Genomic DNA, 21,121 nt, shown 5'->3' on the forward strand with positions numbered 1-21,121 from the left:
AGGATCACGCCGCTACCGCGCCATAGCCTTCGCGCTCGAGTTCGTGCGCGAGCTCGGGGCCGCCCGAGCGGACGATGCGGCCTTCGGCGAGGACGTGGACGAAATCGGGCTGCACATAATCGAGCAGGCGCTGATAGTGGGTGATCAGCAGCACCGCCTTGTCCGGCGCGCGCATGATCCGGTTGATCCCCTCGCCCACCGCCTTGAGCGCGTCGATGTCGAGCCCCGAATCGGTCTCGTCGAGGATCGCCAGCTTCGGGCCGATGATGCCCATCTGGACCATCTCGTTCCGCTTCTTCTCGCCGCCCGAAAAGCCGACATTGACCGGGCGCTTGAGCATCTCGTGATCCATCCCGAGCGCATCGGCCTGGGCGCGGGCGAGCTTGAGGAACTCGCCGCCCGACAGCGGCCCCTCGCCGCGGCCGCGGCGCTGGGCGTTGAGCGCCTCGCGGAGGAACTGGACGTTCGAGATGCCCGGAATCTCGACCGGATACTGGAAGCCGAGGAACAGCCCCGCCGCGGCGCGCTCATGCGCGCTCTTTTCCAGCAGATCCTCCCCGGCGAAGGTGACGCTGCCGCCAGTCGGCTCGTAGCCGGGGCGGCCGCCCAGCACATAGCCGAGCGTCGACTTGCCCGCGCCGTTCGGCCCCATGATCGCGTGGACCTCGCCCGCGTTCACGTCGAGGCTGAGCCCCTTGAGGATTTCCTTGCCGTCGACTTCGGCGCGGAGATTGTCGATCTTGAGCATCATATTCCTATGGGTTGCCGTCGTTGCCGCTGAACTGATCGTTCAGCACGGCGGTCATGCGGGTCTGGGTGCACGCCTTCACGGCCTTGAGGCTGCGATCTTCTTCGCGCGAGCAGGCGGCGACGGTCTCGCAGGTCAGCCGATCGAAGCTGTCGTCGCCGCTCGACTGCGCGATCGCGCAGGCGCGGACGCGGCGCTTCCCATCGAGCTGGACGCTGATCTGCAACGGACGCGCCTTGCCGGTGATGACGATCTCCTCGCCCGGCGCATCCTGCATGCCGAGCAGCACAAGGCCGAGCGCGAGAATCATAGCGGCACCGTGAGCAGCTTGATCACGGTCAGCGGCTCGGGCGCATTATAGGCGTCGACGCGCCCGCCATCGGGCAGCTCCCAGATGATCTTGTATTGCTTGGGCTGGATCACCGCGGCGACGATATCGGCCTCGACCGCGTCGAGCGTGACCTGCATGCGGCCCCACCAACGCCGGTTGACCGGCCGATCGCCGAGCAGCACCCGGCCCTGGGTGAAATCCCCCTCGGTGAACGCGCGGCAGCCCTTCACCGCGGCGGCGACCCTGGTGGCGCGCGCGCCATCCTCGGCCGGCGCCACCCCGATCTCGCGGACGATGCAGCGCGCGTGCCGCGTGGCGATGCCGATCTGGGGCACGCCCTCCACCGCGACACCGCCCGCGGCGCCGGCCGCGAAGGCCAGCATGGTAGCAAGGATCATATCGATACTCCCGGGGGCGCGAACATTGGCCCCGTCCTCTGCATAGCGCGTGCCGTGCTCATTCGCCTGCCTCCTGCGCCGGCCCGAAACGGACCACCGGCCCGTTCGACGGCGCCTTGGGCAAGGGCGGCAGCACGACGCGCTGACGCTCGGTCTCGCGGCTCGGCTCCTGCAGCCCGAGCGGGCCGGCCTGGCCGTCGGCCAGCTTCGGCCGGTCGTCGTTGAGCTTGGGCAAGGTGAAGGCCTGCGGCGCGCCAGCCCCTGCCGGGCGCGCCTCGGGCACCGCGGCCGCCGCCAGCTCGAGCAGGCCGAGCGCGCGGCAATCGGTCACCTGATCGGCGGTCTTCGCATAGCAGACCGGCGTCGCCTGGCACGCCGCGGTATCGCGCTTCTGGCTGCCGCTCGACACCATCACCCGGCAATTGCGCAGCCTGCCGTCCGAGCCCTTGTCGAATAGCATCGTCGTCAGCCCGAGCTTCGCCTGCACGACGACCTCCTCGGTCTCCACCGCTTCCGCGGGCGAAGATCCGGCAGGCACGTTTTGCGCGAGCAGGAGAAGCAGCGCGGCGAACATCAGCCGACAGAGCCCTCCAGCGAGATTCCGAGCAGCTTCTGCGCCTCGACTGCGAATTCCATCGGCAGCTGCTTGAGCACCTCGCGCGCGAAGCCGTTGACGATCAGCGCCACCGCGGCCTCCTGATCGAGACCGCGCTGCATCGCGTAGAAGAGCTGGTCCTCGCTGATCTTCGAGGTGGTCGCCTCGTGCTCGATCTGCGCGCTCGGGTTCTTGACCTCGATATAGGGCACGGTGTGCGCGCCGCACTGGTCGCCGAGCAACAGGCTGTCGCACTGGGTGAAGTTGCGGACATTCTCGGCGCCGGGCTGGACCAGCACCTTGCCGCGATAGGTGTTGTCGCTGCGCCCGGCCGAAATGCCCTTCGACACGATCGTCGAGCGGGTGTTCTTGCCGAGATGGAGCATCTTGGTGCCGGTATCGGCCTGCTGGCGGCCATTGGTCACCGCGACCGAATAGAATTCGCCGACCGAGCCGTCGCCTTGCAGGATGCACGACGGATATTTCCACGTGATCGCGCTGCCGGTCTCGACCTGGGTCCAGCTGACCTTCGAGTTCGTCCCCGCGCACAAGGCGCGCTTGGTGACGAAGTTGAAGATGCCGCCGACACCGTTCTCGTCGCCGGGATACCAGTTCTGCACGGTCGAATATTTGATCTCGGCATCGTCCAATGCGACCAGCTCGACCACCGCGGCGTGGAGCTGGTTCTCGTCGCGCATCGGCGCGGTGCAGCCTTCGAGATACGAGACGTACGCGCCCTTGTCGGCGACGATCAGCGTGCGCTCGAACTGGCCGGTATTCTCGGCATTGATGCGGAAATAGGTGCTCAGCTCCATCGGGCAGCGCACGCCCTCGGGCACATAGACGAAGGTGCCGTCGGAGAAGACCGCCGAGTTGAGCGCCGAGAAGAAATTGTCGCGGACGGGCACGACCTTGCCGAGCCACTTCTTCACCAGCTCGGGATATTCGCGGATCGCCTCCGAGATCGACAGGAAGATGACGCCGGCGGCCTTCAGCTCCTCGCGGAAGGTGGTCGCGACCGAGACGCTGTCAAACACCGCGTCGACCGCGACTTTGCGCGCGCCCTCGACCCCGGCGAGCACCTTCTGCTCCTCGATCGGGATGCCGAGCTTCTCATAGGTGCGTCGAATCTCGGGATCGAGATCGTCGAGCGAGGCGATCGTCTTCTTGTGCTTGGGCTCGGCGTAATAATAGGCGTCCTGGTAATCGATCTCGGGAATCTGCAGCTTCGCCCATTGCGGCAGCTCCATTTCCTGCCACATGCGGAACGCCTTCAGCCGCCAGTCGAGCATCCATTCGGGCTCGCTCTTCTTGGCGCTGATATAGCGGACGGTGTCCTCGCTCAGCCCCTTGGGCGCGAATTCCTGCTCGACATCCGAGGCGAAGCCCCATTCGTACTTCTTGTTCGCGGCGGCGAGCGCCTCGGCATTCCTGGTAGCCATTTTACACCTGTTCCCCGGCGAACGCCGGGATCCGATCGCCGGGCTCGGGGCGCGAGGCCCCCGGCGTCGGAGAAGCGGAGAGTTGGGAGAGCGAGATGCCCGCGAGCGCGCCCTTTACGGCGCCGTTGACGGCATTCCAATGCGGTTTGACGCGGCAGGTTTCCTCGACGCAGCAATCATGCTTGCCGCTGTCGACGCAGGCAGTGAGCGCGATCGGCCCCTCGATCGCCTCAACGATGTCGGCGACGGTGATCGCCGCCGCCGGGCGGGCGAGGCGGAAGCCGCCGCCGGTGCCGCGCGCGCTTTCGAGCAGCCCCGCGGCGGACAGCTTGCTGACCAGCTTCTGCACCGTCGGCAGCGGCAGCCCGGTCTCGCCGGCGAGCGCGGTCGCGTTGAGCCGGCACGACGCGCCGCAATGGCGCGCGGCGGCGGCCATCATCACCACGGCATAATCGGCAAGGCTCGAAAGACGCATTCTGCTCCAGCCGCCCTCGGCGCAACCGCGCCGCGGGCATCAATCGGATTGATTCTGTCCGATTGCAGATGGCCCTAAGCGGCGCGAAGGTCAACCGGTTCGGGGATGACTTCGGGCAGGAAGTGCAGCCCGGTGTTCTGCAGCGTCAGCGCGAGCGCCGGATCGACATTGCCGCGGAGACTCGTCGGCGTGTGGCCGGTGAAGTGCTTGACCTCGTTGATCATGTGCGACTGATCGGCGAACGGGCCGACCACATCCGAGATCGGCGCGCCCTGGAAGATCTGCATCGCGGCGCGGATCGCGCGGAACTTGCGCTTGAGCTTGGTCGGCGGCCCGCCGAAATATTCGAGGCAGAGCCGCTGGACCTGGCGCTCGCCGAGCCCGGAGCTCGCCTCGATCGTGGCGTAGAGCGCGTCGATCGTCGGATCCTCGCTCGCGCCCCAGTCGCGCACGGCGTTGAGGAACGGGAAATGCGCCTCGGGAACGGGCTTCACTTCCTCCTGGCGCATGATCAGCTGCGGCGCGATCGCCGAGATCATCTCGTCGAGCTCGGTCATCGCGTGCAATTGCTCGAGCAGCCGCGGAGCGCGCTCGCAGAACAATTTCTCGCCATCGATGATGTGATCGGTGACCTTGTGCGCGGGAATGCCGATCAGCGCCTTCCAGCCGATCGCGCGCAGCACCACGCCGAAACACAGCACCGGCCCGCGCATCCGATAGCTCGCGGCGGCGGTGCCCGGGCCCGCCACCATGATCGGCTTGAGCTTCTCGACATGGCCGTCGGGGAAGGTCATCTCGCCCTCGCCGCGGATCAGGAAGCGGATATGGCCGATATCGATGCGCTCGGCGCGCTCGAACTCGGCCGGTCCGTCCGAACGGAACAGATAATAGGATTCGACGTGCGGGAGCAGCCGCCCCTTGGCACGCTTCAGCTCGACGGTCGGCGCGGCCGGAATTTCGGCTTTCGCGCTGGCGACGTCGGTATTGTGTGTGGTTGCGACCCTCATATGCGACCCGAGCCCCCCGGTTTCCCCGAATCTGTGTCTCGCACATGTCTATAACGAGCGGGGCGCACAGATAAAAGTGACCCGGCCGGTTGCCCGGCCGGGTCAGTGGAAAGGGTTCCCCCCGTTGAAGAAGAAACCCCTCGGGTCGCAAAACCCGATTAGCCCAAGCGCCCGCCCACGTATTGGACGGATTCGACATCCCGTATTTTTCCATAATTTTTGACGCGTGGCCGCTGCGGTGCGAAGGCGCCGCCATGGCCTATCCGCTTCGTTCCGCCCTCTTCGCGCTCGATCCCGAGACCGCGCATCGCGCCACGATCGCTGCACTGCAGCTTTGGGGCGGGCTGGGAACGCCGTTCGCCGGCGACTCGCCTGCCGACCGGTCGCTCGCCGTCCGAGTCGCGGGAATCGACTTCCCCAATCCGGTGGGCCTCGCCGCGGGGCTCGACAAGAATGCCGAGGCGATCGCGGGGCTGTTCGGGCTCGGCTTCGGCGCGGTCGAGGTCGGCACGCTCACGCCGCGCCCGCAGCCCGGCAATCCCAGGCCGCGGCTGTTCCGTCTCGTCGAGGACGAGGCGGTGATCAATCGGATGGGGTTCAACAATCACGGCATCGACGCCGCGCTCGGCCGGATCGCGGCGATGCGCAGGCGGCCGGGGGTGCTCGGCATCAACGTCGGCGCCAACAAGGATTCGACCGATCGCGTCGCCGACTATGCCGTCGGGGTCGGCAAGGCGGCGGCGCATGCCGATTACATCACCATCAACGTCAGCTCGCCCAACACGCCGGGGCTGCGCGACCTCCAGGCACGCCCGGCGCTCGACGAGCTGCTCGCCGCCTGCGACGCCGCGCGCGGCTCGACTCCGATCTTCCTCAAGGTCGCGCCCGATCTCGATCGCGCCGGACTGGACGGCGCGATCCGCGCCGCGATCGACAACCGCATCGACGCGCTGATCGTCTCGAACACCACGATCGGCCGCCCCGACAGCCTGCGCGCGCCCGAAAGGGCCGAGGCCGGCGGGCTTTCGGGGGCGCCGCTGCGCGACCTCGCCCGCGCCAAGCTGATCGAGGCGCGCGAAGCGAGCGGCGGGCAATTGCCGCTGATCTCGGCCGGCGGAATCGACGGGGCCGACGAGGCGAAGCGGCGGCTCGATGCCGGCGCGGTGCTGGTGCAGGTCTATAGCGCGCTGGTCTATCGCGGTCCCGGGCTGGCACGCGCGATCGTGCGCGGGCTGGCCGCGACGGCCTGACGTAGCGTCTTTGCCCGCTGGCCAAAGCCCGCTACGGCTCGGCTCATGAAAAAATTGGTCGCGCTGCTCGTCGTCCTGTTCCTGCCCTTCGCCGCCGCGGCACAGGGCGTCGTCAGCGCGGCGGACCCGCGCGCCGCCGCGGCGGGCGTCGAGATCCTCCGCAAGGGCGGCACCGCGACCGACGCCGCGATCGCGACGATGCTCGCGCTCAACGTCGTCGAGCCGCAGAGCGCCGGGATCGGCGGCGGCGCCTTTTTCGTCCAATATGACGCGAAGAAGAAGGCCACCACCACGGTCGACGGCCGCGAGGCGGCGCCGATGGCGGCGGACATGCGCTGGTTCTTCGGACCCGACGGCAAGCCGCTCAGCCATTCGGACGCGGTTCCCGGCGGCCGCAGCGTCGGCGTGCCCGGCACGCTGCGCGCGATGGCGCTGGCCCACAGCAAGGGCGGCAAGCTGCCCTGGGCGACGCTGTTCGAGCCGGCGATCAGGCTGGCGCGCGACGGCTTCGCGGTCTCGCCGCGGCTCAACAACGCGCTCAGCCGCTATGCCGGCCATGTCACCCCCGCCGGGCGCGCGCTCTATGCCGGGCCCGACGGCAAGCCGCTCGCGATCGGCGCGATCGCGCGCAACCCCGAGCAGGCCGCGTTGCTCGAGCGCGTCGCGAAGCTGGGGCCGGACAGCTTCTATGTCGGCCCGCAGGCGCAGAAGCTGGTCGACACCGTCAACCATGCCGAGCGCAACCCGTCGAAGATGACCGTCGGCGATCTCGCTTCCTACGAAGCCAAGGACCGGCCGGTGCTGTGCGGCAGCTATCGCAAGCACAGGATCTGCTCGATGGGCCCGCCCTCGTCGGGTGGCATCGCGGTGCTGATGATCCTCAAGCAGCTCGAGCGCTTCGACATGGCGAAGCTGGGCAAGGACTCGCCGGTCGCATGGCATTTGTTCGCCGAGAGCTCGCGCCTCGCTTATGCCGATCGCGACATGTACCTCGGCGATCCCGATTTCGTGAAGATCCCGCTCAAGGGCCTGCTCGACCCGAAATATATCGCCGGCCGCTCGGCGCTGATCCGCACCGACCGCTCGATGACCAACGTCACCGCGGGCACGCCGCCGGGGGCGCCGCCGCGGGTGCGCGCGCCGACCAGCGAAGTGCCGGGAACGACCTCGCTGTCGGTCGCCGATGACGCCGGCAACGTCGCGCAGGTGACCACGACGATCGAGGGCTCGTTCGGCTCGGGCCTGTCGGTCGACGGCACGATGCTCAACAACGAGCTCACCGATTTCGACATCGCGCCGGTGAAGGACGGCTATCTCGTCGCCAATCGCGTCGAGGGCGGCAAGCGCCCGCGCAGCTCAATGGCGCCCTCGATCGTTTACGCCCCGAACGGCGAGGTCCGTCTCGCGGTCGGCGCGGCGGGCGGATCGACGATCATCGTGCAGGTGGCCAAGGCGATCATCGCCGTGGTCGACTGGAAGCTGCCGGCGCAGGACGCGATCGGTCTCGGCCTGATCTACGCGCCCGGCCAGGTCGCGCTGATCGAGAAAGGTACCGAGCGCGAGGCCATGGTGCCGGCGCTCGAGGCGCTGGGCGAGCGCGTGCAGGTTGCGCCGCTCGGGCTCAAGGCCAATGCGATAGAGCGCGTCGGCGGCAAATGGGCCGGCGGGGCCGATCCGCGCAGCGAAGGCGTTGTGATGCAGCAGGACGGCAGCGTGAGCGAAATCACGCGCGTGGGCGCCCGGCCCAACCGCCCGGCCGAATAGGCAAAATAAAGGGACGCCGCCCGAGCGGCGCCCGGAGGGGAAGATGATGCGGAAGCTCGAACGGTTCGAAAACCTCGTCCAGATGTTCTTCACGCGGGCGCGCGAGAAGGGCGACAAGCCCTTCCTCTGGCACAAGAGTGGCGGCAAGTGGCAGCCGACCAGCTGGGCGGAGGCCGCACGCCAGGTCGCCAGCCTCGCCACCGCGCTGCAGGACCTCGGGCTCAAGCCGGGCGACCGCGTGATGCTGGTCTCCGAGAACCGGCCGGAATTCTGCATCACCGATCTCGCGATCATGGCAGCGGGCTGCGTCACCGTGCCGACCTACACCACCAACACCGAGCGCGATCACCAGCACATCATCGAGAATTCGGGCGCCTGCGCGATCGTCGTATCGAACACCAAGCTCGCCAAGACGCTGCTCCCCGCCGCGATCCGCTCCTCCTCGGCGCGGATGGTGATCGGCATCGACGAAGTGCGCGCCGGCCAGTCGGGGACGATGGACTTCCACGACTGGAACGACCTGATCGCGCGCCACCCCGCCGACCCCGACGCCTTCGCCGCCGGCGCGACCTTCAGGCGCGAGGACCTCGCATGCATCATCTACACCAGCGGCACCGGCGGGAGCCCGCGCGGGGTGATGCAGCATCATGGCGCGATCCTCCACAACGTCGCCGGCTGCTGCGAGATCATCTCGGAGGATTTCGGCTGGGAGGATGAAGTGTTCCTGTCCTTCCTGCCGCTCAGCCATGCCTATGAGCATACCGGCGGCCAGCATTTCCCGATCGGGCTCGGCGGCGAGATCTATTATTCGGAAGGCCTCGAAAAACTCGCCTCGAACATCGAGGAAGTGCGCCCGACGATCATGGTGGTCGTTCCGCGCCTGTTCGAGGTGCTGCGCACGCGGATCACCAAGAATGTCGAGAAGCAGGGCAGGCTATCGGCCTATCTGCTGGACCGCGCGGTGGCGATCGGTGGCAAGAAGGCGCGCGGCGGCGTCCCGATCCACGACCAGCCGATGAATCTCATTCTCAAGGCGACGCTGCTGCCGAAGATCTCGAAGCGCTTCGGCGGGCGGATGAAGGCGATGGTCTCGGGCGGCGCGCCGCTCAACCCCGAGGTCGGCATCTTCTTCGAGTCGATCGGGCTGACCTTCCTGCAGGGCTATGGCCAGACCGAGGCCGCGCCGGTCATCTCGTGCAACCGCCCCAAGGCGGGGCTCAAGCACGACACGGTCGGCCCACCGCTGCCCGACGTCGAGGTCCGCATCGCCGAAGACGGCGAGATCCTCGTGCGCGGCGAGCTCGTCATGCACGGCTATTGGCGCAACGAGGAGGAAACCAGGCGCGTCCTCAAGAACGGCTGGCTGCATACCGGCGATATCGGGCTGATCGACGACAAGGGGCGGATCCAGATCACCGATCGCAAGAAGGACATCATCGTCAACGACAAGGGCGACAATGTCGCGCCGCAAAAGGTCGAGGGGATGCTGACGCTGCAGCCCGAGATCGTCCAGGCGATGATCGCCGGCGACAAGAAGCCCTATATGACCGCGGTGATCGTGCCCGATCCCGAATGGACCGCCGAATGGTGCGCGCACACCGCGACGCCGTGCCACTTCAAGGAGCTCAGCCACGACCCCGACTATAAGGCGGCGATCGGCGCGGCGGTCGAGCGGGTCAACAAGGACCTGTCGGTGATCGAGCGGGTGCGCAAGTTCATCATCGCCGACGCGCCGTTCACGATCGAGAACGAGCAGCTGACGCCGAGCCTGAAGATCCGCCGGCACGTGCTGCGGCAGGCCTATGGGGAACGGCTCGACTCGCTGTATTGAGGTCCGGATCCTCCCTCGCGCAGCGGGGGAGGTGGCATGCGCAGCATGACGGAGGGGGCCTCTCCCCAAGCCGCATAGCCCGTGGAGATGCCCCCTCCACCACTTCGTGGTCCCCCTCCCCCGCTGCGCGAGGGAGGATTCAGGTAGGCCTCAGCCGCCCGCCTTGGCGTCGGGGCCGGGCATCACCACCATCGACCAATCCTTTGACGGCTGGAGATATTTCGCCGCGAGCGCCTGAACCTCGGCGGGCGAAGTCAGCGCGACGTCGCGCGCCAGCGTATCGACCGCGTCCACCCGCGCCTGATCATAGGATCCGCCCTCGACCAGCCGCATCCAGAACATGTTGCCGCTCGATTGCCGGATCAGCTGCTGCTTGATCGGCGTCAGCGCGCGAGTCAGCTCGTCGGCGTCGACCGGCTTGGCGACCAGATCGGCGGCGATCCCGCGCGCGAGCTGGAAGAAGAAGTCGGTCTTGTCGGGCGGCACCATGCCGAGCGCGATCAGCTTGCCGCCCGCGGTGAGGCCGAGCGGCCATTGGCTGGCGACGTTGGGCGAATAGCTGACGCCCGCCTGGCTGCGCAGCTGATCGATCAGGCGATCGCGGAAGATCGCGGCGAGCACTTCGAGCTTACGGCTCTCGGTGATGCCGGCGCTGCCCGCGCCGGTCGGCCAGGCGATCACCGCCGCGGCCTGATCGGCCTTGCCGGTGTGGAGGCGCACCACGGGCTTGTCGACATGCGCGGGGAAGGTGATCGCCGGGGCGGCCGCGGTGCGCGCCGGACGCGGCTTGAGCGCGCCGAAGGTCTCGGCCACCGCCTTGATCGTCGCATCCGAATCCATGTCGCCGAACACCTCGACCTCGATCGGCCCGCTGGCGAGCAGCGGCGCCCACAGCTTGCGGAAGCTCGCCGGGGTGGTCGCCTCGATCGTGCCGCGCTCGGGGATGCCCCAACGCGGATCGCCCGAATGGAGCAGCTTCTCGAGATCGCGCCCGAGCACCGCATCGGGCGACGAGGACAGCCCGGCATAGCCCGAGAGCACCGCGGTCTTGGCGCGGGTCACCGGATTGGGGTCCCAGGCCGGCGCGGCCAGCTTGGTCGCGAACAGGCGGAGCTGATCGGGCAGATCCTCCTTGTTGGTCTGCCCGCCGAAGCGGAACGCATCGGCGTTGATGTCGAAATCGAAGCCCATCTGGCGGCGGCCGATCAGCGCGTCGAGCTCTTCCTGGCCGAGCTTGCCGATGCCGCTGGCGGTCAGCGCCATCTCGCCCGCCCAGGCGGGGCTCGGACGATCGGCGGGCAGCGCGTTGAGCCCGCCGCCGAAGCGGACATTGACATAGACCTTGCCGGTCTCGGTCGAATCCTTGCGCATCAGCAGGTTTACGCCGTTGGCGAACACCACCTTCTCGATCTCGAGCTCGGGAAGCAGCGTCGTGCGGCTGACCATCTTGCCCGGCGCGCCGAGCTTCGGCAGCTGGGCGAAGCTGATATCGCCCAGCGCCTTGCGCCGTGCGCCACTGCCGGCGACGTCGGCCTGCAGCGCCGCGGTGACCTTGGTCATCAGTTGCGGATCGGGGGTATGGGTGTTGACCAGCGCGCGCACCGCGGTGCCCTCGAAGACGCGCTTCGAGGCGGCCTGCACGGTCTCGGGCGTGAACATCTTCGCCGCCACCGCCGATTTGAAGATGTCGTACGAGGCCTCGGGCGTCGTCACCGTTTCGTTGATGTCGACCGCCTCGACCAGATCGTCGGCGAGCTTCATCCCCGATTCGACCGGGGCGGTGGCGATGCGCTGCTTCATCGACGATTCGATCTCGGCGAGCTCGCGGTCGATCTCGGCCTGGGTGGGCGCGCTGGTCTGGGCGTCGGCGATCACGCCGCGCACATCGCGCAGCGCGGTCTCCCAATCGGCGCCGACCGGCATGACGTTGACCGTGGTGACGTTCGCCGAACGCGCGACGTCGCTCAGATCGGCGCCCGCGGCGAGGAAGCTGCCGCCCGAGCGCGCGCGCGTCTCGAGCCGGCGGTTGATGATCCGCACCGCGACGAGATCGATCATCCGCTTCTGGTTGAAGATCACCGTGTCCGAGAACACCGTCCACGGCCGGACGATCGTCATCATCGCGAGCGGCGGCACCGCCGATTCGACGATGCTCGCGGCGACCGGCTGCCCTTCGACCGGTTTGCCGAAATCGGGGCTCGCCGGATTGGGGCCCTTGCCCCGCCAGCTGGCGAAATGCTTCTGCACCATCGCCTCGAGCACGGTCGGATCCATGTCGCCGATGACGATCACCACCGCGCGCTCGGGGCGGTACCAGCGATCGTGGAACGCCTGCACCGTCTCGGCGGTGGCCGCGGTCAGCGCCGCGGTGGTGCCGATCGGCTTGCGATTGGCGACCGGCTGGCCGGCGAACATCAGCCCGAGCATGGTATCCTGCAGGCGTTCCTGCGCGCCGGGCTGCTCGCGCGCTTCGGCGAGCACCACCGGCCGCTCGGCGGTGAGCGAGGCCTGGGTGATCGCCGGCGCGGCCATCATCCCGGCGAGGATCTTGAAGCTCTCGTCGAGCCCCGCGGCGGTCGCGGTCGGCAGATCGAGCTTGTAGACCGTCTGGGTGAAGGTGGTGCTCGCATTCGAATCCGAGCCGAAGGTCACGCCGAGGCGCTGCCAGATCCGCTTCGATTCGCCATCGGGCACGAAGGTCGATCCGCGGAACGAAAGATGCTCGAGCAGATGCGCGAAACCGCGCTCGCTTTCCTGCTCGTTGAGCGAGCCGGCATCGATCCGGACGCGCACCGAGACCTGCCCCGGCGGCACCCCGTTCTTGCGGACCGCATAGCGCACACCATTGGAAAGGCGTCCGAATTTCCATTCGTCGTCATGGACGAGATCGCTGCCCTTGTAGAGCCAGGGATCTTCGGCGGTCTGGACCGGCCGGGGTGCAGTCTGCGCCTGAACCGGCAGGACCGGAACCAGCAGGACGAGGGCGAGCGAGGCGAGGAGCGGAGGCCGCAGGGTACGAGGCATGTGTCCCCATCTAATGGTGAAGCGCCGGCCTTGCCACCTGGGACCTTTCGCCCAGGTGTACAGCCTGGCGTTCCGCGCTATCCCCGAAGCTGGCGCGCGATTGAACGCGCGCCGCCGGCGCACCATTTAGGCGCCTGAAGGAGCAAGCCTTGCCCACCGATCGCAGCCAGGCCTGGAGCCAGTTTCGCCGGATGATGCTGTGGATCGCGCTCGCCGGGGTGCTGATGGTCGCCGGCGCGATCTGGTATCTCGCGATCAACGATGCGTTGTATCTCTCCGCGATCCTCGCGACGATCGGCGGGGTGTTCCTGTCGACGCTGCTCGGCTGCGGGCTCTTCGCCGCGGCGTTCTTCAGCGACAAGAGCGGCCACGACGCCCATGTCAGCGACGCGACTCGCCACGACACGCCTTCCGACTGATTGGGCCCGCGAAACCTTTCGTTTCGCGTCGCCCGCTTGATCCGGCCCGCCCCACGCGCCACATGGCAGACATGCTGATCGAGACCGAAGCCACGCCCAATCCGGCGACGCTCAAATTCCTCCCCGGCCGCACCGTGATGGATGCCGGGACCCGCGACTTCGCCAGCCCCGAAGAGGCCGAGGCCTCGCCGCTCGCCATCGCGCTGTTCGGGCTTGGCGACGTTACGGGCGTGTTCTTCGGCCGCGACTTCATCTCGGTGACGGTGGCGCCGGGCGTCGACTGGCGCGACGTGAAGCCCGACGTGCTGGCGATCCTGCTCGATCATTTCTCGGCGAACATGCCGCTGTTCCTCGGCTCGGCCGCCGATTTCTCGGTGCCGCCGGAATCGGCCGATTTCGGCGACAACCCCGAAGATGCCGAGATCGTCGCGCAGATCCGCGAGCTGATCGACACGCGCGTCCGCCCCGCGGTCGCCAATGATGGCGGCGACATCATCTATCGCGGCTTCGATCAGGGGAAGGTCTATCTCCAGATGCAGGGCGCCTGCTCGGGCTGCCCGTCTTCGACGGCGACGCTGAAGAACGGCATCGAACAATTGCTCAAATACTACGTTCCCGAAGTCACCGAAGTCCGCGCGGTCTGATTCCGCCCATTCGCTGAAAGGATTGCACCATGGGCCAACCCCTCGACGATGCGGGGCTGGATACAATCTTCCGTACCGCGCGCTCGTATAACGGCTATACCGACCAGCCGGTCACCGAGGCCGACATCAAGCGAATCTACGATCTGCTCAAGATGGGGCCCACCTCGGCCAATTCGCAGCCGGCGCGCTTCGTGTGGCTGCTGAGCCAGGACGCCAAGGACAAGCTCGCCGATCTCGCCACCGGCGCCAACCCGCCCAAGATCCGCAAGGCACCCGCGACGGTGATCATCGCGACCGACCACGACTATCACGAGCAGCTGCCCTGGCTCTTCCCGCACACCGACGCGAAGAGCTGGTTCCCCGACCTCGAGGCGCGCAAGGTCCATGCGATGCGCAACGGCTCGCTGCAGGGCGCCTATCTGCTGATCGCCGCGCGCGCGCTGGGCTTCGATACCGGTCCCATGTCGGGAATCCGCCACGCGGATGTTGACGCGGCCTTTTTTGCGGACCAGCCGAGTGTGAAGAGCAACTTCATCGCAACCATCGGCCATGGCGACCCCTCCACCATCTTCGCGCGCAGCCCGCGCCCCGAGTTCGACCAGTTCAACCGCATCGTCTGACGCGTTGCTGACGCTCGTCATCGAGACCGCGACCGCCGCCTGCTCGGTGGCGCTGCTGCACGGCGACGAAGTGGTGGCCCGCGCGCACGAGGTCGTCGGCCGCGGCCATGCCGAGCGGTTGCTGCCGATGATCGCGGCGCTGCCCGATCAGGGGCGGGCACCGCGCATCCTCGTCGATGTCGGCCCGGGCAGCTTCACCGGCGTGCGGGTCGGGCTCGCCGCGGCGCTGGGCCTCGCGATCGGCTGGCAGGCCGAAGTCGCGGGCTATTCGTCGCTCGCGCTGCTCGCCGCGACCGGTTTCGCCGCGGCGCCGGGAAGCGACGCGCTTGCCGTGGTGCTCGAAGGCGGGCACGGTGAGGTCTTCATGCAGTCGTTCACGGCATTGCCACTCGCGCCCGAAGCACCGCTCCAGTCGCTCGTTCCCGGCGCGGCGCTGGCGGCGCTCGGCGGGCGGGCGATGATCGGCAACGGCGTGCGGCATCTCGCCGCCCTCGACCCGACGCTGTCGTTCACCGAGACGCTTCCCCGCGCCGAGGATGCACGGCTGCTGCCGGCCGGGCTCGCGCGCCTGCCGGCTCGCCCGATCTACGGCCGCGCCCCCGACGCCAGGACGCTCGCCGAGCGGGGGCTCGCATGAGCGGGGCGCTCAACCTCACCGAATTGCGCGAAGGCGGCACGCAGGACCTCGGCGAGGTCAACCGGATCATGCAGGATTCGTTCGATCCGCGCTTCGGCGAGGCGTGGACCAGCGCGCAGTGCCTCGGGATGCTCGCACTTCCCGGCGTGTGGCTGGTGGTCGCCAGCCTCGACGGCGAGGATGCCGGATTCGCGCTCGCCCGCGCGATCGGTGACGAGGCCGAGCTGCTGCTGCTCGCGACGCGCCCCGACGCGCGGCGGCGCGGAATCGCCGGCGCGTTGCTCCGCGCGATAGTCGCCGAGGCACGGGCGCGCGGCGTCGTGCAGCTCCATCTCGAGGTCCGCGCGGGAAACGATGCCGTACGGCTATACCGTCGCGAAGGTTTCGAGAAGGTCGGCGAGCGCCGAAACTATTACAGAGGCAAGATGGGCCAAGCGTTCGACGCGCATACCTATGCCCGCAAGCTTGGCTGATTTTTTCCATAACTCAGGGTTAACGACTTGCCTTTGGTGGCTAAAGGTCCGATAGGGTCCGCGCAGGCGACACCTATAGTCGCCATTTAGTCGGGTCGAAGGGATTATGATGGACAATTCAGCTGACATTCAGGAAACACTCGTGACGCTCACTGCGGATATTGTTGCCGCGCATGTGAGCAACAATAGTGTTGCAGTTTCCGATCTTCCGGTGCTTATCCAGAATGTACACGGCGCGCTGAGCGGTCTCGGCCGCGCCGCCGCCGAGCCGGAAGTGAAGCAGGAGCCGGCTGTTTCGATCCGCTCTTCGGTGAAGCCTGACTATATCGTCTGCCTCGAGGACGGAAAGAAGCTCAAGATGCTTAAGCGTCACTTGATGACGCATTATCAGATGACGCCGGAACAGTATCGCGCGAAGTGGAATCTTCCCGCTGACTATCCGATGGTCGCTCCCAACTATGCCGAGCAGCGCCGCACGCTCGCCAAGAAGATCGGTCTCGGCACCAAGCGCCGCAAGCGCTGATCCTCGCCTCCGCCTCGCGGAGGACGGAATCGACGCCGGCCCGGGCACCCGCCCCGGCCGGCGTTTTGCTGCCCCCTTTCCCCTCGCGCGCAATGCCGTTACATCGACGCCATGCCGCGGAAAATCGACCTCGAAGCCCTGTGCCACGAAAAGGGCCTGCGCATCACCGAACAGCGCAAGGTGATCGCGCGCGTGCTCTCCGACGCCGAAGATCATCCCGATGTCGAGAAGGTCTATGAGCGCGCCTCGGCGATCGATCCGGGCATCTCGATCGCCACGGTCTATCGCACCGTGCGGCTGTTCGAGGAGGCGGGCATTCTCGACCGCCATGATTTCGGCGACGGCCGCGCGCGCTACGAACCTTCGCCCGAGGCGCACCATGATCATCTGATCAACGTCGAGACCGGCGAAGTGATCGAGTTCGTCGATCCCGAGCTCGAGCTGCTCCAGAAGCAGATCGCCGAGCGGCTGGGCTTTCGCCTCGTCGACCATCGCATGGAACTCTACGGCGTCACGCTCGACAGGAAGAACTGAGGCGTGGACCCGCGGCGCGCCGATGCCGCGGAAGGCATTCCCACCCGGCTGCGCCTGATCGAACAGGCACGGATGTGGGGCCGTGTCGCGCTGCTGCTGCTCGCAGTGCTCGTCCATGTGCCGATCTACTATCTCTGGCGGCTGCTGCGGCTGCCCAACCCGTGGCCGCGCTGGTTCCTCGGCAATGCCGCGCGCATCGCCGGGGCGCGCGTCGTCAAGATCGGCACGCCGCTGCGCCGCGACGTCTTCTACGTCTCGAACCATCTCAGCTGGATCGACATCCTCGCGCTGGGCGGCGCAAGCGGCACCGCCTTCGTCGCCAAGGCCGAGATCGCCACCGCGCCGGTGGTCGGCTGGCTCGCGGGGATGAACCGCACGGTCTACGTCAAGCGCGAGCACCGGCTGGGCGTCGCCGACCAGATCAACCAGCTGCGCGACGCGCTCGCCGACAATTGGGCGATCACGATCTTCCCCGAAGGCACCACCACCGACGGCAAGTCGTTGCTGCCGTTCAAGACCCCGATGCTGCGCGTGCTCGAGCCACCGCCGCCGGGCGTGCTGGTCCAGCCGGTGCTGCTCGATTATGGCGATGTCGGCGAGGAGATCGGCTGGATCGGGCAGGAGCGCGGGCTCAACAATGCGCGGCGCATCCTCGCGCGCAAGGGCAGCTTCGCGCTCAGGGTCCATTTCCTCGAGCCCTTCGATCCGCGCGACTTCCCCGGCCGCAAGGCGATCGCCGCCGAAAGCCGCCGCCGGATCGAGGACGCGCTGGTCGCGACGCTCGGCCACCCGCTGCGGCCGTTCCGCTACGCCGAGGAGGCGATCGGGTATCGGCCCGCTCCTCCCCGGAACGGGGAGGGGAACCAGCCGGAGGCTGGTGGAGGGGGATAGCCGCGAGCGACGCCCCCCTTGGAGAGCCCCCTCCACCGCGCTTTGCGCGGTCCCCCTCCCCTTTCAGGGGAGGAACAAGCGGGCTATAGCCCCGCCCAAATGAAACCGACTCCCAAGACCTTCCACGTCAAGTCGTTCGGCTGCCAGATGAACGTCTATGACGGCGAGCGCATGGGCGAGCTGATGGCCGCGCAGGGCATGACCGCCACCGACGACGCCAACGCCGCCGATCTCGTCGTGCTCAACACCTGCCACATCCGCGAAAAGGCCACCGAGAAAGTCTATTCGGACATCGGCCGCCTCAGAAAGCACGGCAAGGATCCGATGATCGCAGTCGCTGGCTGCGTCGCGCAGGCCGAAGGCGCCGAGATCGTCGCGCGCGCCAAGGTCGATGTCGTGGTCGGCCCGCAGGCCTATCACAACCTTCCCGAGCTGGTGGCGCAGGCGGCCAGCGGCAACGCCGCGCTCGATACCGACATGCCGGCGACCGCCAAGTTCGGCGCGCTCCCCGCACGCCGCAAGGTCGGCCCCTCGGCGTTCCTCACCGTGCAGGAAGGCTGCGACAAATTCTGCACCTATTGCGTCGTGCCCTATACCCGCGGCGCCGAGATCAGCCGTCCGTTCGACACGATCATCGACGAGGCGAAGGCGCTGGTCGACGCCGGCGCACGCGAGATCACCCTGCTCGGCCAGAACGTCAATGCGTGGGACGATGCGGCGGGCAACGGACTGCACGGGTTGATCCACGCGCTCGACCGGATCGAGGGGCTGCACCGCATCCGCTACACCACCAGCCACCCCAACGACATGCGTGAAGGGCTGATCCGCGCGCATGCCGAGATCGGGAAGCTGATGCCCTTCCTCCATCTGCCGGTGCAGGCGGGGAGCGACCGGGTGCTCAAGGCGATGAACCGCAGCCACACGCGCGATTCCTATCTGCGCATCCTCGACCGCGTCCGCGCCGTGCGGCCGGACATCGCGCTGTCGGGCGATTTCATCGTCGGCTTCCCGCACGAGAGCGACGCCGAATTCGAGGAGACGCTGAGCCTCGTCGACGCGGTCGGCTATGCCCAGTGCTTCAGCTTCAAATACAGCCCGCGCCCGGGCACCCCGGCGGCGGAGATGACCGACGGGTTCGTTCCCGCCGAAGTGATGGACGAACGGCTCCAGCGGCTGCAGGCGCATCTCAACCGCGATCAGGCGGCGTTCAATGCCGCCACGCTGGGCAAGCGCTGCACCGTGCTGATCGAGCGCAAGGGCAAGCTGCCCGGCCAGATGCTCGGCAAATCGCCCTGGCTGCAATCGGTCCACCTGACGACCGACGCGCAGATCGGCGATCTCGTCGAGGTCGACATCGTCCGGGCGGATCCCAATTCGCTTGCCGGAATGGAGCGGATGCGCGTCGCGGCGTGATGCGAACGCTCACCTTCGATTGCGGAGGAATCGAGAGCGAGGATGCTTTCTGGGACGCCTTGCACGGCGGCCCCGGCTGGCCGGATGGAGTGAAGCGGATCTTCGCAAATGCCGAGAGCCTCCGACATCCGATCGATGGCGCGTTCTCTCACCATCTGCAGGAAATCGCGCGGGATCAAAATCTGGTACCGATCGAGTTTTGCTGATCGATCAACACCGTTGCCGCCAGAACACGCTGCCGCCATTTTAACAGCCAGTGGGTTTTCCGCCTGTCCTCTGCTGCGCAAACCTGCCAATCTCGCCCTTGTACATGCGCCACGGAACCACTCGCTTCGCTTCCGGTTTTCGCCTTTTCGGGCCGCGCGCATTCTTCGCTTCATCGCGCTGTCATCCGGCGCGGCCAAGCACACGCATCCACTCGCCTGAAAGGACCGCATGAGCCGCAAGCCCGTCCCCGCCCAGTCCGGTGAACGCTCACGGGTGGAGGTCACGTTCGACAAGCCGCAGCTCCTGCCGCAGCTCTTCGGCGAATATGATTCGAACATCCTCGCGCTCGAGGAACGGCTGGGCGTCTATATCCATGCCCGCGGCCAGCGCGTGGTGATCGAAGGCTCGGCCGAGTCGGTCGCGCATGCCCGCGAAGTGCTTCAGGAGCTTCACAGCCGCGTGATCCGCGGCGAGGACATCGATACCGGGCTGATCGACGCAGTGATCGCGATGTCGAGCGAACCGACGCTCTCCGGCATCGTCCGGGCCGAGCCCGCCGAGAGCGGTGCCGGCGCCCCGCCGATCATGATCCGCACCCGCAAGAAGACGATCGTGCCGCGTTCGGTCGCGCAGACGCATTACATGCGCGCGCTGATGTCGAACGACATGATCTTCGCATTGGGGCCGGCGGGCACCGGCAAGACCTATCTCGCGGTGGCGCAGGCGGTGGCGCAGCTGATCACCGGCAGTGTCCAGCGGCTGATCCTGTCGCGCCCCGCGGTCGAGGCGGGCGAGCGGCTCGGCTTCCTGCCCGGCGACATGAAGGAGAAGGTCGATCCCTATCTCCGCCCGATCTACGACGCGCTCTATGACTGCCTCCCCGCCGAGCAGGTCGAACGGCGGATCGCCAGTGGCGAGATCGAGATCGCGCCGATCGCCTTCATGCGCGGCCGCACGCTCGCCGACGCCTTCGTGATCCTCGACGAGGCGCAGAACACCACGCCCGCGCAGATGAAGATGTTCCTGACGCGCTTCGGCGCGAACAGCCGGATGGTGATCTGCGGCGACCCCAAGCAGGTCGACCTTCCGGGCGGCCCGGCGGCATCGGGCCTCAACGACGCGATCGGCCGGCTCGAGGGCGTCGAAGGCATCGAATTCTCGTGGTTCAGCGCCGCCGACGTGGTGCGCCATCCGATCGTCGGCCGCATCGTCCAGGCCTATGAGGGGCCCAATGCGTAATTTCCACTCGATCCTCCCCGGCACGGGGAGGGGGACCGCCAGCGAAGCTGGTGGTGGAGGGGGCTCTCCTCCAGCGATCCGCTTATGGCGCGCCCCCTCCACCAGCCTGCGGCTGGTCCCCCTCCCCGTTCCGGGGAGGAACGCACATGCTTGACGTCGCCGCGCTGCGCGAGGACCCATGGCCCGCGGGCGATTGGGAAGCGCTCGCCGCCCGCGCCGCCGAGGCGGCGATCGCGGAGACGCCGTTCGGCGAATGGCGCGAATGGCCGACCGTGATCGAGATCGCGGTGCGCCTCGCCAGCGACGCGGAAGTGCAGACGCTCAACCGCGACTATCGCCACAAGGACAAGCCGACCAACGTGCTGTCCTTCCCGATGGTCCAGCCCGACCTGCTCGAGAGCGTGACGCAGAACAGCGACGACGGCGAGGTCATCCTAGGCGACATCATTCTCGCGCATGGCGTCTGCGCCGCCGAGGCGGAGGAACGCGGGATCAGCGTGGCGGATCATGCCACTCACCTGATTGTCCATGGCGTGCTCCATCTGCTAGGCTATGACCATATGGGCGACGCCGAAGCCGAGGCGATGGAAGAGATGGAGCGCGCCGCGCTCGCCAGTCTCGGCCTGCATGACCCCTATCCCGTTCGCGAGGACTGA

The 21,121-nt window shown here is 67.5% G+C and carries 23 protein-coding genes; 15 read left to right on the plus strand and 8 right to left on the minus strand.

Annotated elements, in window-relative coordinates:
* Window positions 1–4: 4 nt before the first annotated feature.
* The 7 genes from sufC to E5A74_RS19380 form a co-directional block, all read right to left on the minus strand.
* A complete protein-coding gene (gene sufC / locus E5A74_RS19350) occupies window positions 5–751 on the minus strand; it encodes a Fe-S cluster assembly ATPase SufC (protein ID WP_420822508.1) in 747 nt (248 codons plus the stop codon).
* Between the two features lie 4 nt (window positions 752–755).
* Window positions 756–1,058, minus strand: a complete 303-nt coding sequence (locus E5A74_RS19355; RefSeq protein WP_135987268.1) for a hypothetical protein — start codon at window positions 1,056–1,058, stop codon at window positions 756–758.
* Complete coding sequence (locus E5A74_RS19360; RefSeq protein ID WP_240699891.1) at window positions 1,055–1,477, minus strand: hypothetical protein; 423 nt, start codon at window positions 1,475–1,477, stop codon at window positions 1,055–1,057. The genes E5A74_RS19355 and E5A74_RS19360 overlap by 4 nt, the downstream gene beginning before the upstream one ends.
* Before the next feature lie 58 nt (window positions 1,478–1,535).
* Window positions 1,536–2,051 carry a hypothetical protein gene (locus E5A74_RS19365; RefSeq protein ID WP_135987269.1) on the minus strand — a complete coding sequence of 172 codons (516 nt, stop codon included), beginning with the start codon at window positions 2,049–2,051 and terminating at the stop codon, window positions 1,536–1,538.
* The gene (sufB, locus tag E5A74_RS19370) at window positions 2,051–3,514 is read right to left on the minus strand and encodes a Fe-S cluster assembly protein SufB (protein WP_135987270.1); all 1,464 of its coding nucleotides are present in this window, start codon (window positions 3,512–3,514) and stop codon (window positions 2,051–2,053) included. The genes E5A74_RS19365 and sufB overlap by 1 nt, the downstream gene beginning before the upstream one ends.
* A gap of 1 nt (window position 3,515) precedes the next feature.
* Entirely contained in the window at window positions 3,516–3,989 is a 474-nt protein-coding gene (locus tag E5A74_RS19375; protein WP_135987271.1) for an SUF system Fe-S cluster assembly regulator, read from the minus strand.
* A gap of 74 nt (window positions 3,990–4,063) precedes the next feature.
* Window positions 4,064–4,996 (minus strand): helix-turn-helix domain-containing protein, encoded by a 933-nt coding sequence (locus E5A74_RS19380; protein WP_135987272.1) that lies wholly within the window; start codon window positions 4,994–4,996, stop codon window positions 4,064–4,066.
* Between the two features lie 254 nt (window positions 4,997–5,250).
* Here E5A74_RS19380 and E5A74_RS19385 point away from each other — a divergent pair, with 254 nt between their 5' ends.
* Genes E5A74_RS19385 through E5A74_RS19395 form a run of 3 tightly spaced genes read left to right on the plus strand, consistent with a single transcriptional unit; the run spans window position 5,251 to window position 9,841 of the window.
* On the plus strand, window positions 5,251–6,246 hold the full coding sequence (locus E5A74_RS19385; RefSeq protein ID WP_135987273.1) for a quinone-dependent dihydroorotate dehydrogenase: 996 nt from the start codon (window positions 5,251–5,253) through the stop codon (window positions 6,244–6,246).
* Window positions 6,247–6,291: 45 nt separating this feature from the next.
* Window positions 6,292–8,010 carry a gamma-glutamyltransferase gene (gene ggt / locus E5A74_RS19390; protein ID WP_135987274.1) on the plus strand — a complete coding sequence of 573 codons (1,719 nt, stop codon included), beginning with the start codon at window positions 6,292–6,294 and terminating at the stop codon, window positions 8,008–8,010.
* Window positions 8,011–8,056: 46 nt separating this feature from the next.
* Complete coding sequence (locus E5A74_RS19395; protein ID WP_135987325.1) at window positions 8,057–9,841, plus strand: AMP-dependent synthetase/ligase; 1,785 nt, start codon at window positions 8,057–8,059, stop codon at window positions 9,839–9,841.
* Window positions 9,842–9,991: 150 nt separating this feature from the next.
* On the opposite strand, the gene E5A74_RS19400 is transcribed toward E5A74_RS19395, so the two are convergent.
* Window positions 9,992–12,865, minus strand: coding sequence for a M16 family metallopeptidase (locus E5A74_RS19400; protein WP_135987275.1), 2,874 nt, complete (start codon window positions 12,863–12,865; stop codon window positions 9,992–9,994).
* 149 nt (window positions 12,866–13,014) lie between these two features.
* Between E5A74_RS19400 and E5A74_RS19405 the strand changes: the two genes are divergently transcribed.
* The 12 genes from E5A74_RS19405 to ybeY all read left to right on the plus strand — a co-directional run bounded on the left by E5A74_RS19405 (window position 13,015) and on the right by ybeY (window position 21,121).
* Window positions 13,015–13,284: a hypothetical protein gene (locus tag E5A74_RS19405; RefSeq protein WP_240699892.1), complete on the plus strand. Its 270-nt coding sequence runs from the start codon at window positions 13,015–13,017 to the stop codon at window positions 13,282–13,284.
* A 71-nt stretch (window positions 13,285–13,355) separates the two neighbouring features.
* A complete protein-coding gene (locus tag E5A74_RS19410) occupies window positions 13,356–13,928 on the plus strand; it encodes a NifU family protein (RefSeq protein WP_135987327.1) in 573 nt (190 codons plus the stop codon).
* A gap of 29 nt (window positions 13,929–13,957) precedes the next feature.
* Window positions 13,958–14,548, plus strand: coding sequence for a malonic semialdehyde reductase (locus E5A74_RS19415; protein ID WP_135987276.1), 591 nt, complete (start codon window positions 13,958–13,960; stop codon window positions 14,546–14,548).
* Window positions 14,549–14,552: 4 nt separating this feature from the next.
* The gene (gene tsaB, locus E5A74_RS19420) at window positions 14,553–15,185 is read left to right on the plus strand and encodes a tRNA (adenosine(37)-N6)-threonylcarbamoyltransferase complex dimerization subunit type 1 TsaB (protein ID WP_135987277.1); all 633 of its coding nucleotides are present in this window, start codon (window positions 14,553–14,555) and stop codon (window positions 15,183–15,185) included.
* Window positions 15,182–15,658: a GNAT family N-acetyltransferase gene (locus E5A74_RS19425; RefSeq protein ID WP_135987278.1), complete on the plus strand. Its 477-nt coding sequence runs from the start codon at window positions 15,182–15,184 to the stop codon at window positions 15,656–15,658. The genes tsaB and E5A74_RS19425 overlap by 4 nt, the downstream gene beginning before the upstream one ends.
* A gap of 109 nt (window positions 15,659–15,767) precedes the next feature.
* The gene (locus E5A74_RS19430) at window positions 15,768–16,181 is read left to right on the plus strand and encodes a Ros/MucR family transcriptional regulator (RefSeq protein WP_135987328.1); all 414 of its coding nucleotides are present in this window, start codon (window positions 15,768–15,770) and stop codon (window positions 16,179–16,181) included.
* Between the two features lie 111 nt (window positions 16,182–16,292).
* Entirely contained in the window at window positions 16,293–16,715 is a 423-nt protein-coding gene (locus E5A74_RS19435; RefSeq protein ID WP_135987279.1) for a Fur family transcriptional regulator, read from the plus strand.
* 72 nt (window positions 16,716–16,787) lie between these two features.
* Window positions 16,788–17,606: a lysophospholipid acyltransferase family protein gene (locus tag E5A74_RS19440; RefSeq protein WP_135987329.1), complete on the plus strand. Its 819-nt coding sequence runs from the start codon at window positions 16,788–16,790 to the stop codon at window positions 17,604–17,606.
* Window positions 17,607–17,705: 99 nt separating this feature from the next.
* Window positions 17,706–19,019, plus strand: coding sequence for a tRNA (N6-isopentenyl adenosine(37)-C2)-methylthiotransferase MiaB (gene miaB / locus E5A74_RS19445; RefSeq protein WP_135987280.1), 1,314 nt, complete (start codon window positions 17,706–17,708; stop codon window positions 19,017–19,019).
* Window positions 19,019–19,225, plus strand: a complete 207-nt coding sequence (locus E5A74_RS19450; RefSeq protein ID WP_135987281.1) for a hypothetical protein — start codon at window positions 19,019–19,021, stop codon at window positions 19,223–19,225. The genes miaB and E5A74_RS19450 overlap by 1 nt, the downstream gene beginning before the upstream one ends.
* A 229-nt stretch (window positions 19,226–19,454) precedes the next feature.
* Entirely contained in the window at window positions 19,455–20,465 is a 1,011-nt protein-coding gene (locus tag E5A74_RS19455) for a PhoH family protein (RefSeq protein ID WP_135987282.1), read from the plus strand.
* Window positions 20,466–20,611: 146 nt separating this feature from the next.
* The gene (gene ybeY / locus E5A74_RS19460; RefSeq protein WP_135987283.1) at window positions 20,612–21,121 is read left to right on the plus strand and encodes an rRNA maturation RNase YbeY; all 510 of its coding nucleotides are present in this window, start codon (window positions 20,612–20,614) and stop codon (window positions 21,119–21,121) included.

Source organism: Sphingomonas naasensis (assembly GCF_004792695.1).
Lineage (GTDB): Bacteria > Pseudomonadota > Alphaproteobacteria > Sphingomonadales > Sphingomonadaceae > Sphingomonas > Sphingomonas naasensis.

Excerpts from the sequence above, each read along its gene's own strand:
- sufC (WP_420822508.1), bottom strand. The coding sequence starts at position 751 with ATGATGCTCAAGATCGACAATCTCCGCGCCGAAGTCGACGGCAAGGAA.
- E5A74_RS19355 (WP_135987268.1), bottom strand. The coding sequence starts at position 1,058 with ATGATTCTCGCGCTCGGCCTTGTGCTGCTCGGCATGCAGGATGCGCCG.
- E5A74_RS19360 (WP_240699891.1), bottom strand. The coding sequence starts at position 1,477 with ATGATCCTTGCTACCATGCTGGCCTTCGCGGCCGGCGCCGCGGGCGGT.
- E5A74_RS19365 (WP_135987269.1), bottom strand. The coding sequence starts at position 2,051 with ATGTTCGCCGCGCTGCTTCTCCTGCTCGCGCAAAACGTGCCTGCCGGA.
- sufB (WP_135987270.1), bottom strand. The coding sequence starts at position 3,514 with ATGGCTACCAGGAATGCCGAGGCGCTCGCCGCCGCGAACAAGAAGTAC.
- E5A74_RS19375 (WP_135987271.1), bottom strand. The coding sequence starts at position 3,989 with ATGCGTCTTTCGAGCCTTGCCGATTATGCCGTGGTGATGATGGCCGCC.
- E5A74_RS19380 (WP_135987272.1), bottom strand. The coding sequence starts at position 4,996 with ATGAGGGTCGCAACCACACACAATACCGACGTCGCCAGCGCGAAAGCC.
- E5A74_RS19385 (WP_135987273.1), top strand. The coding sequence starts at position 5,251 with ATGGCCTATCCGCTTCGTTCCGCCCTCTTCGCGCTCGATCCCGAGACC.
- ggt (WP_135987274.1), top strand. The coding sequence starts at position 6,292 with ATGAAAAAATTGGTCGCGCTGCTCGTCGTCCTGTTCCTGCCCTTCGCC.
- E5A74_RS19395 (WP_135987325.1), top strand. The coding sequence starts at position 8,057 with ATGCGGAAGCTCGAACGGTTCGAAAACCTCGTCCAGATGTTCTTCACG.
- E5A74_RS19400 (WP_135987275.1), bottom strand. The coding sequence starts at position 12,865 with ATGCCTCGTACCCTGCGGCCTCCGCTCCTCGCCTCGCTCGCCCTCGTC.
- E5A74_RS19410 (WP_135987327.1), top strand. The coding sequence starts at position 13,356 with ATGCTGATCGAGACCGAAGCCACGCCCAATCCGGCGACGCTCAAATTC.
- E5A74_RS19415 (WP_135987276.1), top strand. The coding sequence starts at position 13,958 with ATGGGCCAACCCCTCGACGATGCGGGGCTGGATACAATCTTCCGTACC.
- E5A74_RS19425 (WP_135987278.1), top strand. The coding sequence starts at position 15,182 with ATGAGCGGGGCGCTCAACCTCACCGAATTGCGCGAAGGCGGCACGCAG.
- E5A74_RS19430 (WP_135987328.1), top strand. The coding sequence starts at position 15,768 with ATGGACAATTCAGCTGACATTCAGGAAACACTCGTGACGCTCACTGCG.
- E5A74_RS19435 (WP_135987279.1), top strand. The coding sequence starts at position 16,293 with ATGCCGCGGAAAATCGACCTCGAAGCCCTGTGCCACGAAAAGGGCCTG.
- E5A74_RS19440 (WP_135987329.1), top strand. The coding sequence starts at position 16,788 with ATGTGGGGCCGTGTCGCGCTGCTGCTGCTCGCAGTGCTCGTCCATGTG.
- miaB (WP_135987280.1), top strand. The coding sequence starts at position 17,706 with ATGAAACCGACTCCCAAGACCTTCCACGTCAAGTCGTTCGGCTGCCAG.
- E5A74_RS19450 (WP_135987281.1), top strand. The coding sequence starts at position 19,019 with ATGCGAACGCTCACCTTCGATTGCGGAGGAATCGAGAGCGAGGATGCT.
- E5A74_RS19455 (WP_135987282.1), top strand. The coding sequence starts at position 19,455 with ATGAGCCGCAAGCCCGTCCCCGCCCAGTCCGGTGAACGCTCACGGGTG.
- ybeY (WP_135987283.1), top strand. The coding sequence starts at position 20,612 with ATGCTTGACGTCGCCGCGCTGCGCGAGGACCCATGGCCCGCGGGCGAT.